Genomic DNA, 14,677 nt, shown 5'->3' with positions numbered 1-14,677 from the left:
CAATCACTTTTTTGTGATAAATACTTTGTTATTATATCACTATAACAAGTCGATGTCAATATTTTTTGTTTTACATCGTTTTTTTCGTGTTCATCAGCGACGTATATTAATATACCAAGCTATTTATTATTCGTCAATACTAAAATAAAATTTTTTAATGTTTTTTTACGGCACGGTAATGGCGATGGTAAATTTCAGGCCCTTTTGTCGGCACAGCAACTTCTTCTATCATATTTTTTTCAATTAAAAACTCAAGCAAAACCGTTAAATCGATGCTGTACGGCTTAAGGCAGGGATGGGAGAGCAGCTCGTCAATTGTCCAATCTTCTTTTTGTTCCATGATCTCCAGTAAATGCTGCGTGCCAAGCGGCGTTCTTGAATAAATGAGAAATTCACTCGCAAGAAAGAGTAGTTCCAGCCGCTTTTCCAGCGATTCTTCACTCGTTACAAGTTCTTCGTACAACTTGAAAATTTGCAAATCAATTTGCTTTACCTGGTTCCAGACGGTAATTTCCGGATGGAAGCCATTTTCAATTACCGCAAGCCGGGCCAAATGGTGCAAAGCGTGGATCATGTGGTTGTATGCATCCAAATACTGGCCCTGCTTGAAAAAGTCTTTTCCGGCCAAATATCTCCGTATCAGTTTCGAAAATTCCGCCCCGATTTTCACTTTGCGCTCTTGGAAAGGGAAATCGCGCACTTCGTTTTTTAACTGCGCCATATATTCATTGCGGTCAAATAAAATTTGGCCTTCTGCAATCCACTCGATCATCTTGCTGTTCGTACCGTACAGCAGCCACTCTTTCATTTGGTTTTCAGCAACAATATACAAAGCGGCTTTTTTACCCTCATAACGGTAATGCTTCACGTACAGAGGCTGTTCCTGTTCTTTCACAATGATGAAGAGAATGGCGTCAAACAGATTTGTTGCGGCTTCTTCATCCGGTTTTTTTTCAATATATAAGACAGATAGCGTATTTGGCTGGCTCGCCCTTTCCTGGTAAATCGGCCTCAAAATGTCTCTCATGCGTCATTCCTCCATCATTTTCTCCATACTTGCATATTTCAACAATTTGCGGGAAATCCCCTGCAAATTTTAGCAACAAATTTCAGTATATTGCATTCCTTCCATTTTCGCTAGTTATGTTATATTTAAAATGAGGGGGTGGAGTTGACGAAATATTCGAGCAAAATCAATAAAATCCGGACATTTGCATTAAGCTTGATTTTCATTGGATTTATTGTCATGTATATCGGGCTGTTTTTCCGTGCACACCCGATCGTTGTTTCCGTTTTTATGGTACTCGGGATCCTTTTTATTTTATTCAGCACAATGGTTTATTTTTGGATTGGCATGCTCTCGACAAAAGCAGTGCAGGTTGTTTGCCCGGGCTGCGGTAAGCCGACAAAAATGCTAGGACGGGTGGATATATGCATGCACTGCAACGAGCCGCTGACATTGGATTCGGAGCTTGAAGGAAAAGCGTTCAACAAAGCTTATAACCGTAAAAAGTTACAAAAAAAATGATTCCCGCCGCCGGTGCAGGCGGTTTTTTTATGCAAACGCCCCTGCAAATCTGCCCGTTTCCTCCAATGAGCCTCGTAAAATCACAGCAATAAAAAAGCCGCCCGCTTCCGGCAAATCAGCCGAAAGTGGACAGGCTCATTATCCTTCCGTTTTTTCCAGTTCGTCCGCAAGATTGGCACGGGAGAGGTTCGCGTTTAAAAATCCTTCTGTTTCCGGAAGTTGCAGATTCAAATGCGTTTTTTTGCTGATTTGGATCGTGCCATAGTCAAGCACATAATCAAATACATGCCCTCCGCCGGTGCGTCCGTCATCAATGAAATGGAAATGGAACCCGGCAACTGCAATTCCTTGCGCGTAAATCGGCGTCCAGAAGCCGGCGAGTGTCCCTTTAATATCCTCAAAGGAATAAACTGGCTGAGATTTTACGGCTTCCGTCATCGGAACAGGTTTTTCCTGGTACGAAACGGTTCTTGTATTCATTTGTTTAAACACGCCATCCACGCGGATTGCGTAAAATAAATTTTCGCTGCGAACAAGATCTTTGATCAATTCTTCCAATTCCGGGCGGGTAAGCGGCCCGTCTACTTTATAAGTAATGTCTGTTGTAAAATGCGTCAACGAGCAGAACGGCGAGCTGTCTTCAGGCCGGACGCGGCGCGCTGTACCGTCCTTGAGCTGATAAAACTCGTTGTCAAACGCGATTAATTCCCCGTCCAAATGATTGAATGTGCCAATGCCGAAATTCCCGAATTTTTTCAGTTCGGCAAACGTCATATCGCTTTCGTAAACCCCGTCAAGTAGGGAAGTCATCGTCGACAATTGGTAAACTTCATCCATCGGACGTGTTAAAGTTTGTTCCACGCTCGAATTTTTCGCAGCTGTGTTCATGTAAAACCCCTTCTTTCCAAAAGTTTGGCATGCAAAAAGCAGGTACGACGGCGGTTCAAACCTTAAACCAATTGGTTTGGCAGCAGTTTTTTCGCCAGTTCGAGGTTGTCGCTGTAATCAACAGGAACATCGATCACAACAGGGCCTTCGGAATTTAGCCCTTCCTGCAGAACGGAAACAAGCTCGTCAGGAGAGTTCACCCGCAAACCTTTTGCACCATAACTTTCAGCGTGCTTCACAATATCGACAGGGCCGAAATCCGCTCCCGATGTGCGGCCATATTTCATTTGTTGCTGGAATGCAACCATGTCGTATGCTCCGTCGCTCCAAACAATGTGCACAATCGGGGATTTTAAACGCACGGCCGTTTCAAGTTCCATCGCCGAGAATAAGAAACCACCGTCCCCGGAAATAGAGACCACTTTTTCATTCGGGTTGACAAGCGTTGCCGCGATCGCCCAAGGAAGCGCAACCCCCAACGTCTGCATGCCGTTTGAGAACAGCAGGCGGTTTGGCTCGTAAACGCGGAAATGGCGTGCCATCCAAATATAATGAGAACCAACATCACACGTTACCGTAACATTGTCGTCAATCAATGAACGTAAATCCCGGATCAACTGGAGCGGATGGACGAGATTGGAATTCGCATTATCGGATGGTTCATCGCGCAAATTCAGCTGGTTGCGGAGATGTTCGAGCAATTCCATCGATTTTCCGCTCATATTCAAGTGTGTCAGCTGGTCCTTAATGCTGTCGACACTTGCGGCAATATCGCCAACCAGTTCTATTTCCGGCTGGTAATCGTGATCAATATCGGCCTGTATTTCGTCCAAATGGATAATCTTTCTTTCACCATGGCCGTTCCAAAACTTCGGATCGTATTCCACAGAATCATAACCGATTGTCAAAACGACGTCGGCATGTTCAAGCAAAATGTCGCCAGGCTGGTTGCGGAACAGGCCGATCCGTCCGAAGAAATGTTCTTCCAAATCCCTTGAAATTAAACCGGCCGCCTGGAACGTTTCAACAACCGGCAATGCGATTTTCTTCAGCAAAGAACGCACCGCTTTTACGACTTTCGGGCGGCTTGCCCGCATCCCGACCAAAATGACCGGCAGTTTCGCGTTTTGGATCGCCTCAACGGCTTTTTTCACCGCTTCTTCATCTGCTTTGCCGAGTTTTGGGCTTTTCAGCGGGCCCAAAGCTTTAACCGACGCCGGCTCTGAGAGCACGTCCTGCGGGAAGCTGATGAAAGCGGCTCCGGCCTGTGCGGATGCAGCGGAACGGAATGCGTTTGTCATCACTTCCGGCACCGTGTCCGGGTGAACGACTTCTGCCGCATATTTCGTAATCGGCTGGAACAGTGCAACATTATCCATCGACTGGTGCGTTTTCTTCAGCCTGTCCGCCCGCGGCACCGCACCGGCAATGGCAACGACCGGATCGCATTCTGTATTCGCAGTCACAATCCCGGTCGCAAGATTCGAAGCCCCCGGACCGCTTGTCACAAGGCAGACGCCCGGTTTTCCCGTTAAGCGGCCAACTGCGGCAGCCATAAAGGCCGCATTTTGTTCATGGCGGCAAACAATCAATTCAGGGCCGCGTTCCTGCAGCACATCATACACTGCATCAATTTTTGCACCCGGAATTCCGAAAACATACGGCACTTCCTGTTTAATCAGGCAGTCGACAACAAGGTCAGCAGCTGTTTTTTTCTTTGTATCAATCGATTGCGTTTTATCCACGAATGCTCACACTCCCAAAAGTTGTTCCTTATAAGGGCAGCCGTATTTTGAACATTCGCCCGCTTCTTATAGGGGAAAACGTTCATTTATAGGCTGGGCGATCTTTTTTCTATCTATACTTTACACTACTTTTGGAAATGTTTAAAATATATTATTGCCATATGAATAATACACAAAAAATATTAATCATCTGTCGATAAGGAGGAAGATTGCCGATGGAATTGCGCCATCTCCATTATTTTTTGACCGTCGCGGAAGAACTCCATTTTGGAAAAGCGGCTGAGCGGCTGCAAATGACCCAGCCGCCGCTTTCCCAGCAGATCCGTCAGCTGGAAGAAGAAATCGGGGTCGATCTTTTTATCCGCAGCAAACGGCATGTTGAATTGACGATTCCGGGAAAAGTGTTTTTAAGGGAAGTAAAACAGGTGCTTGAACAGCTGGACCAGGCTGTTGAAAATACACGGCGTGCCGGCAGGGGAGAATTCGGGAACGTCGTTGTCGGCTTTGTCGGCTCTGCAACTTACGATATTTTGCCGGCAGTGGTCCGAGAATTCCGCTTAAAATATCCAAAAACAGCCGTTTCCTTGCACGAACTGTCGACGCCGGACCAAATTAAAGCGTTGCACCGGAAGGAAATCGACGTCGGCCTGCTCCATCCGCCGATCCATGATCTGCTGATCGAAACGAAAGTGATCCAAAATGGGGCAGCTGCATTGTCAATGCCGAAAAACCATCCGCTCGCACAAAAAGAAACGATCCGAATCGAGGATTTAGCGGATGTCCCGTTTGTTGTCGTGTCCCGCGATATATGGCCGGGGTTATATGATGAATTTCTTTCCTTGTTCCAAGATGCCGATTTCAGCCCGAAAATTGTCCAGGAAGCGACAGAATACCAAATGGTTGTAGGGCTTGTTACGGCGGGTATCGGGATCGGGGTACTGCCAAGGACAGCAGAAAAATTATTTAATTTGGATATTGTGTACAGGGAAATTGACGGGCATCCTTTAAATGCGGTGCTTTCGATTGCTTACAGAAAAGATGACCAAAACCCGGCCCTTGCCAATTTTTTAAAAATATCGGACCGGGTCACAGCGGGATTTTAGTAATATGGGGAACTCCCGGAAAATTGAAACCCTATCAATACTTTTCCAAAATACGGTTAAGAAAATGTCCGGCGGCTTTTCCGTTCCGGCAAATCACAAGGCAAGTATCATTGCCGCAGACCGTACCGATTTTATCCCTGTCGTCCAATTGGTCCAAAAGAACGCCGAGCACATGGGCACAACCGGGGTCTGTTTTCAGGACGATTAAATTGTCAGCCGTAACCATGGTTTTCAGCCACATGTGCATGCAATGGGCGAGGCGGCATTGAGTATCCGTTTTGCTTGGTGAGAGTGCATACCGGTATGTATTGCCATCAATGATTTTGGAGACATGCAATTCTTGAAGATCCCTTGATATGGTTGCCTGCGTCGCATGAATCCCCTCTTGCTCAAGTTTTTGGACCAGCTCATTTTGGCTGTGAATGGGCTGCGACTGGATCAATTCACATATTTTCGGCTGCCTTTGCATTTTATCCATATTTGAATCCCCGCTTTAAATGATTTTATCATTTATCCATTTTGAAAACTTCCAGTTTGTGGAATGTGATGGTCTGCCTTTCAAAAGAGATGGTATGGTCCCGCTTAAATTCGTTTAAAACATGGCTGGCTGTTTCTCTGGAGGTTCCCGCAAGCTTTGCGATGTCAACCACCGTAATGGGGCAGAGGATTTTGATTTCCTTTCCCGCACGGATGCCTAAATCTTCAAGCAAAATGGAGAGTACATGGCGGACACGTTCGGAAGCATTGCTGTTTGTGATAAGCTGCAGCCTCGATTCGTGCAAAACTAAAATATCGGAAAGATGTTCAACTATATGTAGCAGCAAAGTGTTATTCGATTTGGCAATCTCTTCGAACAGGACCGCCGGAATATAAAACAGTTCGATATCGGTCACTGCATATGCAGAATAGTGGTATTCTTTATCTTTGAACAGGCCGCCGTAAGGAAAAAGCTCATACGGTTTGATATAATCCCCGTAAAAGGAGGAGGCGTTCTCGTCCATCCTGTCAATTTTGATATAACCGTCCACCAGCAAGTAAATTCTTTCGCGCGGGTCACCTTCCATAAACAGCTGCTGTCCTTTCCGGTAAGTCCGGTGGTATAAATTCATTTCAAGTTCTATAAAAATCTTTTCAGGAACATCTTTAAACACATCAAATCTTTTCAATATGCTTCTAATTTCATGTGATTTGTCCACTTTCACAAAAATCACCCAATACGTTTATATTATTTTAATGTAGTACCAGCCTTTGGAAAGCGTTTCCTTTTTCTGAAAAAACAGAGAAAAGGAGGCAACGCACACATTCCTCCTTTTTCATCATATCGTTATACAGGGACTTGTTCAACCATGATTTGCGTCCCTATTTTTCCTTCGAGGGCATCAAACGCATGATCCAATGAAGTAATAATCGCTTTCCTTGAAGGATTGGATTCCACAAACAGGATCGCCGCTTCCACTTTTGGCTTCATGCTTCCCGGCTGAAATTCACCATTTTCAAGATATTTTTTTAGTTCCTCAATGGAAATATCGGTTAAAATCTTTTCATCCGGCCGCATGTAATGGATGCATACATGGCCGACAGCCGTTAAAATAAGCAGGATGTCGGCATTGACCAGTTCGGCAAGCTTTTGGGCTGCAAAATCTTTATCAATGACCGCTTCCACCCCGATATGGCTGTGGTTTTTACGTATCACCGGAATGCCGCCCCCGCCGACCGCAATGACGACATTCCCGCCTTCCATCAGCTGGTTAATCATTTTGTGTTCCAGAATATTGACCGGCTGCGGCGAAGGGACAACCCGCCGCCAGCCCCTACCGGCATCTTCTATCATGGTGATATTTTGTTCTTTCATCATTTTCCTTGCTTCTTCTTCCGTATAAAACGGGCCGATCGGCTTGGAAGGATGTTGAAAAGCAGGATCATCCGGCGAAACTTCAACACGCGTTACGACCGTTGCTACATTTTTTTTGATGCCAGCTTCTTCCATCGCATCTTCAAGGGCGTTTTCCATCCAATAGCCGATCATTCCCTGGCTCATGGCACCGCATGTATCAAGCGGCATGGCCGGTGTTTTTTCGGTATTGGAAGCCTGCTGCTGGAGCACGATATTCCCGACTTGTGGGCCGTTTCCGTGCGTGATGATCATATCATATCCGGCTTTCATAATTTTTAACAGTTGCCTTGCTGTTTCCTTCAATGCCTGCTGCTGGGCTTCGGCTGTTGCATCCTTGGCTTGGATAGCATTGCCGCCGAGCGCAATGACGACTTTTTTCTTTTTCATCTCTCAATCTCTCTCCTTAAAAATCGCTCTGTAATCCCAGAGTGCTGATCATCGCGCAATCCGACTGTTTTTTTCGTATGGGGAGGCCGCCGCGAATTGCGCGATTTTTTAGGAATAATACTTAAATCTTAATCGAACCTGTGATGAGCGAAACGAGCGCCCATAAAGCCAGAAAGACAATCAAACATGCTTCAAGCAATTCGGCCCTGTTGAAAAATTTCCTAATATGATGCTCTTTTTGCACCCCGACGAAAATGAGGATGCCCGGGGCGTATAAAATCATTGTCAGAAGCAGATAGTCCAGCCCTGCCGCATATACAAGCCATACGGCATAAACGGTGGCTATGATACCAAGCACGATGTCTTTTGCACGTTTCTCGCCGGTTTCATAATATTGTCCTGTCGTTGCCAGTTTTAACTGGTAAAGCGCCGAAAACAAATACGGGATTAAAATGGCCGAGGAAGCCATCGAATAAGCAAATTGGTATGCTCTGTCCGTGAACAGCAGCGTGATCAAAAACAGCTGGATTAAACCATTTGTCAGCCACAGCGAATTTACCGGGGCATGATTTTTATTTTCTTTTGCAAACCATGCCGGGAAAACATCGTCTTTACCGGCAACAAAAGGAATTTCGGCGGCGAGGATCGTCCAGCCGAGCCAGGCGCCTAATACCGAAATAATCAGGCCGAGGTTGATGATTACGGCACCCCACTTGCCGACAACATGTTCAAGCAGATAAGCCATCGACGGATTTGGCAGGCCGACCAGTTCCCCTTGAGCCATAACACCAAGAGAGAGCAGCGAAATCAAGATATAAATGACCAATGTGCCGATCAGCCCAATAACCGTTGCTTTCCCAATATCTTTCCGGTTTTGGGCACGCCCGGAAAGGACGACCGCGCCTTCCACACCGATGAATACCCAAAGCGTTACAAGCATTGTGCTTTTCACTTGAGCCGCCACATTTCCAAAGTGGAACGCTGTGCCATGCGGACCCCAGAAATCCGCCGTAAAGGTTTTGGCATGGAAAGCGAAGATCATTATGACAATGAACAGGAAAACCGGAACAAGTTTTGTAATCGTTGTGACAAGATTCACAAGTGCAGCGGAATGTACCCCTCTTAACACGAGTGCATGTACGATCCAAAGCATGATGGAGGCGCCAATAATCGAAGCAACGTTTTGCCCGCCGTCAAACCCCGGGATAAAATAGCCGATAGAACTGAACAACAAAGTGGCGTATGCAACGTTTCCAAGCCAAGCCGACAACCAGTATCCGAAGGCGCTGTTAAAACCCATGAAACTTCCAAACCCTGCTTTGGCATAGCTATAGATGCCGCCGTCTAAATCCGGGCGGCGCATTGACAAGTTTTGAAAACAGAGGCCGAGGGCTATGATACCTATCCCGGTAATGACCCATCCGATGATGATTGCGCCGGCATGCGCCCCGTTCGATATATCGCTTGCCAGATTAAATGCCCCGCCGCCGATCATCGAACCAATGACAATGGCAATAAGCGACAACAAACTGAGCTTTTTTTGGTCTCCCATTTTTCTCACCTCAAGTGTTTAATTTGAAGATCAACCGGCTTTCTTAATCCCTCCGATTGGTGGCAACCATGACGGCTTTAATCGTATGCATTCTGTTTTCGGCTTCGTCAAATACGTACGAATGGCTGCTGCGGAACACTTCATCCGTCACTTCCATTTCTTTCAGACCGAATTTTTCGTAGATGCCCTGTCCAATCTCCGTTTCCAGGTCATGGAAAGAAGGCAGGCAGTGCAGGAACATGACATCTTGATTGCCTGTTTTCCGGATCATTTCCATATTGACCTGATACGGTTTTAAGAGTCTGATCCTTTCTTCAAACTGCGATTCTTCGCCCATTGATACCCAAACATCCGTATAAATAACATCCGCGCCGTCAACTGCTTCTTCGATGTTATCCGTAATCAGCACCCTGCCGTGCGAAGCTTTGGCAAATGCTTCAGCTTCCTTCACAAGCGATACCGCCGGAAATAACGATTTCGGCGCACAAATTCTGACATCCATGCCGACTTTGGCACAGCTGACGAGCAGGCTATTCGCCATATTGTTGCGGCCGTCGCCGGCATACACAAACTTAACGCCTTTTAAGTGGCCGATCTGTTCTTTGATCGTTAAGAAATCCGCCAGCACCTGGGTCGGGTGGAATAAATCGGTCAGCCCGTTCCATACCGGCACGCCGGAATATTTTGCAAGCAGCTCAACCGTTTCATGGAAAAATCCCCTGAACTCAATGCCGTCAAACATCCTGCCTAGCACTTTTGCTGTATCTTCAGTAGATTCTTTTTTGCCAAACTGAATATCGTTTTTGCCCAAATATTCCGGGTGCGCCCCTAAATCAACAGCCGCAACTGTAAACGCGCATCTTGTCCGTGTGGAAGGCTTTTCAAACAATAGCGCGATATTTTGCCCTTCCAAATAACGATGTGGAATGCCCGCTTTTTTCTTCGCTTTTAAATCCGCCGCGAGATCAAGCAAATAAAGGATTTCTTCTTCCGTGTAATCGGATAAGGTTAGCAGGTTTCTTCCTTTCAGATTGACTTTGTTTTCAGCATAAACAGCCATATCTTTCTCCTCCTTTAAATATCTTCGCGCAAAATCGGCATGCTCATACAGCGCGGGCCCCCACGTCCCCGCGACAATTCCGAACTTGGAATTTCAATGACTTCGATGCCGTGATTTCTAAGCATTTCGTTGGAAACATAGTTGCGGTCGTACGTTACCACCACCCCGGGGGCAATCGAAAGTGTATTTGATCCGTCGTTCCACTGTTCGCGGGCCGATGCAATAATATCACCGCCGCCGCAAGGAATGAAATCAATTTCCGGCAAATGGAGCACTTCTTTTAAAACAGCCGGCAAGTTGTTCCTTTCCCGGATATTGACCTGATCCGGATCCTCCGATTTTTCCAAAATGTATATCCGCATATTTCCGTCAGGTCCCTGGATAGCAGGATGAATCGTAAATTTGTCAAAGTCGACCATTGTAAACACTGTATCAAGATGCATAAATGCCCTCGATTTCGGGATTTCAACCGCGACGACCCTTTGGATTTCTCCCTGTCTTTGAAATAGCTGGACCGCCAAATTTTCAATTGCTTTCGCGGAAGTCCTGGAACTGACCCCGATCGCAATCGTGTCTTTGCTTAAAATGAGCTCGTCCCCGCCTTCGATCGGGAAGCGTTCACCCCTGCCGAGCCATACCGGGATGTCAAATTTTGCAAAACGCGGATGGTATTTGATGATATACTGCATAAATAGCGATTCGCGCCGTCTTGCTTCCTCTCGCATACGATTGATCGTCAGGCCTTCACCGATCACAGCTGCAGGATCGCGGGTAAAATATAGGTTCGGCATCGGATCGAGATAGAACGGGTAGTGGCCTGCCATTAGTTCATACAGATGCGTTTTCTTTTCCTCCGCAATTTCTGTCTTCAACACCCCGGCCATCACCTTGTGCACTATTTCTTCAACCGGAAATGACAGCAGGTAATCCTTCAGAATGTTATAGGTGCCGTTCGGATTGGCTCCGCTTTCTGACAGTATCTGATCGATAAACTGCCGGCGCACTTTTTCATCTTCAAGTGTTTCAGCCGCGAGCTTATCGAGATAAAGGACTTCAATACCGCGGTTTTTCAAGATACCGGCAAAATAATCATGTTCTTTTTGCACGGTCGGCAAATAAGGAATATCATCAAAAAGAAGCCGTTCCAAATATTCCGGGATTAAATTTTCAAGTTCTTTTCCGGGTCGGTGCAGTAATACGGTTTTTAATTCGCCGATTTCCGATGTGATATGCAGCGGGTACTTCATCTTCGTTTTCGATATTTCCAATGTCGTGTTGGATGACTGTCTCATTTTTGTACCTCCTCCTGGCATATTTCCTTTTTGATTTCCTTCATGAAGGTTGATCATCGGTACATCTTTATCATAGGGGATCTTCGGTTTGGGCATTGTGGAAATTACAGCAGGCTTTGTGTGGAATACATCACAGAATCGCTTTTATTTATGAAAACGTTTGCATGATTACTCGATGTTTGTTGTTTCATTAAGATTCCACACCGATTTTGGAATGTATATTGGTGAATAAATCCGTGGGAATTCTGAGAAAAAAATTTTTTGGATTTTTATCGCGGGCTGCACGTTTGAACTGCAGTACTTTCCGGGTTATGAACTGGACAAAATGTTTCAGACGCGAAAACTACGGAAAAAACGGTCGAGCCGGATCCTTAAAAGCAGATCCACAGCAATAAAAAAAGAACTGGAATGGACCAGTTCAACCGGTATGAGAGCATTATTCAACTTTTGACATAACTGTGCTTTTTGCTACATTCCGGGCATGTACCGTAAATTTCCATACGATGGTGGCTCACTTTAAAACCGGTCACCTGTGAGGCGAGCTGTTCCACTTCATCCAAGCCAGGATAGTGGAAATCCACAATTTTTCCGCAATCTTCGCAAATAATGTGGTAATGATTCGAAGTAACAAAATCGAAACGGCTTGAAGCATCGCCGTAAGTCAGCTCTTTTACTAATCCGATTTCCTTAAAAACACGCAAGTTATTGTAAACGGTGGCCACACTCATATTCGGGAATTTACCCTCAAGTGCCTTATAAATTTCATCGGCCGTTGGATGTGACATGGACTCAATCAAATATTCCAGTATCGCATGACGTTGAGGGGTAATACGGACACCCGACTGCTTTAATGTTTCCAGTGCTTTGTTCAACTGCTGCTCTGACACCGTCATGCACCTCTTTTCTAACGATTATCATTCTTAATTTATAATCTTTATAAAAAGTTTACAAAAAAAAGTGCGGTTTTGTCAAATAAAATGAAGAAATTCATTTATTTCAGGTTTTCTTTTTTTATGCAGGATGATGTGAAAACGTTTCGTTTTTCTCAATTAATCCCCAAGCGGATGAAGCGGCTGGTCTTTTATCCCTAAGCAGTGGTTGATGAATCTTGCCGCCACAAACAGGAAATCGGACAGGCGGTTTAAAAACGGCAGTACTAGCGGATTCACGCCTCCCACCGAAACACTGCATCGTTCCGCTCTCCTGACAACCGTCCGCGCCGCGTGCATGGCTGCCGCCGCCGGATGGCCCCCAGGCAAAATGAACATTTTTAACAGTTCAAGCTGCGCGTCCCATTTGTCAATCACCGTCTCAAGCTCGTCAATATACTCCTGTTTTAATTTCCATTGCACTTCTTTCCCCGGGGGCGTGGAAAGTTCCGCCCCTGCATGGAATAACATCGTTTGGACGCGGCTGAAAATTTGTTCTACCTCTTCTTTTTCTGGAAAATGTTCCGAATGTAGAAACGCGAGCGCAAGCCCGATCATCGAATTCGCTTCATCGCATGTGCCATACGCTTCAACACGCGGATCATTTTTCGGCACCCTTGCCCCGTAAACGAGGGATGTCGTCCCTTTATCCCCCGATCGCGTATAAATCCTCATGTTAATACCCCTTTTCTAAATCAACGGTATTAATATAATCTCTTCCTTTGGTTAAATAAGTATGTAAATTGTGCCGGAAGATTTCCATCGCACGCGGCAAATAATGTTCCGAATGGCTGGAGATGTGCGGTGTGATCGTGATATTTTCTATTTTCCAAAACAGGTGTTCCGGCGGCAGCGGCTCCTCATCGAACACATCCAAATACGCATGCGCGATCTTTCCGGATTGCAGCGCATCGATCAGCACCTGTGGCTCCACTGCGTCCCCGCGCCCGATATTAATCCAAACCGCAGACGGCTTCATTGCCTCGAAATGCGTTTTCGTATAAAAATGGCGGGTTGTCTTCGTACTCGGCAACACGGAAACCACGTAATCCGCCTCATTTAAGGCGCTTACCATCGTATCCGGCGTATACATTTCATCCGCATTCTCCGTTTTTCTACCGTTCGTATTCACACCGATCACCTTCATGCCGAACGCCTTCGCAAGGCGGGCAATTTCGCTTCCGATTGCGCCCATACCGACAATCATGATACAGCGGCCGCTGATCTCGCTTAAAGGCGCATCGGGGACCCATTCATGTTTTTCCTGCCGGATACGGAACAGGTCAAAAGACTTTGCGTGACGGAGCAAACAGCCAAAAGTATATTCCGCCATCGGGATTTTATGGATGCCCCGCGCATTGGTAACAAACACGCCTTTTTTCCTTAGTGCGTCTAACGGCATTTTTTCAATTCCGGCCGAAAAAACCATCACCCATTTCAAACGGGGAAGCGGCATGACGATTTCTTCTGTCAGATCCTCGCCATACGTGGCGATCACTTCCGCATCCCCGAGCGCTTCTTGTGCCGTTTCAATTCCTCGGAAAGCAAGAAAATCTATTCCCGGAAAATTTGTATTTAAATCAGCCAACAAAGTTTTTCCAGGCTGAAAAGTGAAGACAATTTTCATTGTTTTTCTTCCCCATTTTTTAAATAGTATACTGCTTTTGTAATATTCTTGGCTAAGATATTTTAATGAGTGAGTCAAGTTTTTGCGGGAGGTCCCTCTCAACCTTCGATATTCGATTTTCGTCTTTTTTAATTTTAGCCATCTGTTTCGGCTCTTCAAGGGTAAAGGCTTCGCCCTCGCATGCTCGCCCTTGAAGCCCGCAACACGGATGGCTTAATTCAAACAGCTAAAACATACTTCCGAGTCATTCTATCGCACATTTTTGAAGAACTTGATGTCTGGTTTATGGAAAATCGGATTTTAAACGGTTTGAATATCGAGAAAGACAGTCTTATACACTGGAAACCCTTTTTGGTCCTTTGACTTTTAAACGAAGAAAATATAAGGACCGTCAGACAGATCGCCGAGTGACCTTATTTTGATTTTCTACCAAAAATCATTTTATCAGAGGTGAGAGTTCCTTTCTTTGTTCTTTCTTTTGTTAGAATATTCCTAAACTTATCTACTCCTCGTAAACATTTTACTCATACATGATAAAATCCCCATGCGGTGTTTTCTTCATCTCCTGCGGTTTTAGTATTGTATTTGTAAGTAGTAACGTAATAGTAAGTACGGCCATTATGTGTGAAATGAACTGGATTAGTATATCCGGAAGATGAAGCTACTAAGCTT

15 protein-coding genes are annotated in these 14,677 nt (G+C 45.6%); 3 read left to right on the top strand and 12 right to left on the bottom strand.

Annotation, left to right across the window (positions count from 1 at the left end; all coding sequences use genetic code 11):
- Nucleotides 1-154: 154 nt before the first annotated feature.
- The gene (locus tag BpJC4_RS08340; protein ID WP_151679585.1) at nucleotides 155-1,027 is read right to left on the bottom strand and encodes a nucleotidyltransferase-like protein; all 873 of its coding nucleotides are present in this window, start codon (nucleotides 1,025-1,027) and stop codon (nucleotides 155-157) included.
- A 144-nt stretch (nucleotides 1,028-1,171) separates the two neighbouring features.
- On the opposite strand from BpJC4_RS08340, the gene BpJC4_RS08335 reads away from it, so the two are divergent.
- Entirely contained in the window at nucleotides 1,172-1,528 is a 357-nt protein-coding gene (locus BpJC4_RS08335; RefSeq protein WP_151679586.1) for a YgzB family protein, read from the top strand.
- A 138-nt stretch (nucleotides 1,529-1,666) separates the two neighbouring features.
- Here the strand turns inward: BpJC4_RS08335 and budA are convergent, their stop codons facing one another.
- Nucleotides 1,667-2,416: an acetolactate decarboxylase gene (budA, locus tag BpJC4_RS08330; RefSeq protein WP_151679587.1), complete on the bottom strand. Its 750-nt coding sequence runs from the start codon at nucleotides 2,414-2,416 to the stop codon at nucleotides 1,667-1,669.
- 62 nt (nucleotides 2,417-2,478) lie between these two features.
- On the bottom strand, nucleotides 2,479-4,161 hold the full coding sequence (gene alsS, locus BpJC4_RS08325) for an acetolactate synthase AlsS (RefSeq protein WP_151697774.1): 1,683 nt from the start codon (nucleotides 4,159-4,161) through the stop codon (nucleotides 2,479-2,481).
- Nucleotides 4,162-4,376: 215 nt separating this feature from the next.
- On the opposite strand from alsS, the gene alsR reads away from it, so the two are divergent.
- Nucleotides 4,377-5,264 carry an acetoin biosynthesis transcriptional regulator AlsR gene (gene alsR / locus BpJC4_RS08320; protein WP_151697773.1) on the top strand — a complete coding sequence of 296 codons (888 nt, stop codon included), beginning with the start codon at nucleotides 4,377-4,379 and terminating at the stop codon, nucleotides 5,262-5,264.
- A 34-nt stretch (nucleotides 5,265-5,298) separates the two neighbouring features.
- Here alsR and BpJC4_RS08315 read toward each other — a convergent pair whose 3' ends face one another.
- The 9 genes from BpJC4_RS08315 to BpJC4_RS08275 form a co-directional block, all read right to left on the bottom strand.
- Nucleotides 5,299-5,742, bottom strand: a complete 444-nt coding sequence (locus tag BpJC4_RS08315) for an arginine repressor (RefSeq protein WP_151679590.1) — start codon at nucleotides 5,740-5,742, stop codon at nucleotides 5,299-5,301.
- 28 nt (nucleotides 5,743-5,770) lie between these two features.
- On the bottom strand, nucleotides 5,771-6,466 hold the full coding sequence (locus BpJC4_RS08310; RefSeq protein WP_253693382.1) for a Crp/Fnr family transcriptional regulator: 696 nt from the start codon (nucleotides 6,464-6,466) through the stop codon (nucleotides 5,771-5,773).
- A gap of 122 nt (nucleotides 6,467-6,588) precedes the next feature.
- A complete protein-coding gene (gene arcC, locus BpJC4_RS08305) occupies nucleotides 6,589-7,545 on the bottom strand; it encodes a carbamate kinase (protein ID WP_151697772.1) in 957 nt (318 codons plus the stop codon).
- A 121-nt stretch (nucleotides 7,546-7,666) separates the two neighbouring features.
- Nucleotides 7,667-9,097: an arginine-ornithine antiporter gene (gene arcD / locus BpJC4_RS08300; protein WP_151697771.1), complete on the bottom strand. Its 1,431-nt coding sequence runs from the start codon at nucleotides 9,095-9,097 to the stop codon at nucleotides 7,667-7,669.
- A gap of 43 nt (nucleotides 9,098-9,140) precedes the next feature.
- Entirely contained in the window at nucleotides 9,141-10,157 is a 1,017-nt protein-coding gene (gene argF / locus BpJC4_RS08295) for an ornithine carbamoyltransferase (protein WP_151697770.1), read from the bottom strand.
- Nucleotides 10,158-10,171: 14 nt separating this feature from the next.
- A complete protein-coding gene (gene arcA, locus BpJC4_RS08290) occupies nucleotides 10,172-11,404 on the bottom strand; it encodes an arginine deiminase (protein ID WP_151679670.1) in 1,233 nt (410 codons plus the stop codon).
- 485 nt (nucleotides 11,405-11,889) lie between these two features.
- On the bottom strand, nucleotides 11,890-12,342 hold the full coding sequence (gene perR, locus BpJC4_RS08285; protein ID WP_151697769.1) for a peroxide-responsive transcriptional repressor PerR: 453 nt from the start codon (nucleotides 12,340-12,342) through the stop codon (nucleotides 11,890-11,892).
- Nucleotides 12,343-12,498: 156 nt separating this feature from the next.
- Nucleotides 12,499-13,053, bottom strand: a complete 555-nt coding sequence (locus BpJC4_RS08280; protein ID WP_151697768.1) for a cob(I)yrinic acid a,c-diamide adenosyltransferase — start codon at nucleotides 13,051-13,053, stop codon at nucleotides 12,499-12,501.
- Nucleotide 13,054: 1 nt separating this feature from the next.
- Nucleotides 13,055-14,005 (bottom strand): D-2-hydroxyacid dehydrogenase, encoded by a 951-nt coding sequence (locus BpJC4_RS08275; protein WP_151697767.1) that lies wholly within the window; start codon nucleotides 14,003-14,005, stop codon nucleotides 13,055-13,057.
- A 278-nt stretch (nucleotides 14,006-14,283) separates the two neighbouring features.
- On the opposite strand from BpJC4_RS08275, the gene BpJC4_RS17125 reads away from it, so the two are divergent.
- Nucleotides 14,284-14,427 (top strand): UPF0236 family transposase-like protein, encoded by a 144-nt coding sequence (locus tag BpJC4_RS17125; RefSeq protein ID WP_151697775.1) that lies wholly within the window; start codon nucleotides 14,284-14,286, stop codon nucleotides 14,425-14,427.
- The last annotated feature ends 250 nt before the right edge of the window (nucleotides 14,428-14,677 follow it).

It is taken from the genome of Weizmannia acidilactici, assembly GCF_008974185.1.
Classification (GTDB): Bacteria; Bacillota; Bacilli; order Bacillales; family Bacillaceae_C; genus Weizmannia; species Weizmannia acidilactici.
This window is presented reverse-complemented; position numbering and strand designations above follow the sequence as displayed.